At 54.8% G+C, this 429-nt stretch carries 1 protein-coding gene; it reads right to left on the bottom strand.

Going from position 1 to position 429, the window contains the following annotated elements; translation table 11 throughout:
• Window positions 1–429: hypothetical protein (locus D3D02_RS20205; protein ID WP_147435824.1), on the bottom strand; the 429-nt coding region annotated here is incomplete at both ends.

Genomic DNA, 429 nt, shown 5'->3' with positions numbered 1-429 from the left:
AGAATTGTGTCCGGAATCTGCTTGTCTCTCGCTCGTGCCCCCAGCTCAAGGATATCCGCGAACAAGGATTTGATGAGACGACTGGATATCGTGAGCTTCCACTCGTTCTCCTCGAACGCTTCGACCCCTAACGTCTCGTGCAGTGTTTCGGTGATCTGGTCGCGGGCGCTTTCATCAGGGATGCAAATAGTCGTCTGGTAGAAGCTCCCCGGGTCTGCTCTCGTGAACCCTTCCGCGGCGTAGTACCCGAGAACAGTTCCGAACTCTTCGTCGATTTCGAGCGTTCGAGAGACAGTCGCGGTATCGCGTCGAACCCCCAACGAGATGTCGCTCGGAAGTGTTTCGACGACAGCGACAACATCACCAAGTAGCTCGACAAACACCGAGGCAGGAACACTGTCACGAGAAACCCAATTGTAGACTGTCGAA

The organism is Halobellus sp. Atlit-38R (genome assembly GCF_003665925.1).
In the GTDB taxonomy this organism is placed as follows: Archaea; Halobacteriota; Halobacteria; order Halobacteriales; family Haloferacaceae; genus Haloquadratum; species Haloquadratum inordinatus.
Note: the sequence above shows the minus strand (reverse complement) of the source record. Positions and strands in the feature narration are given on the sequence as shown.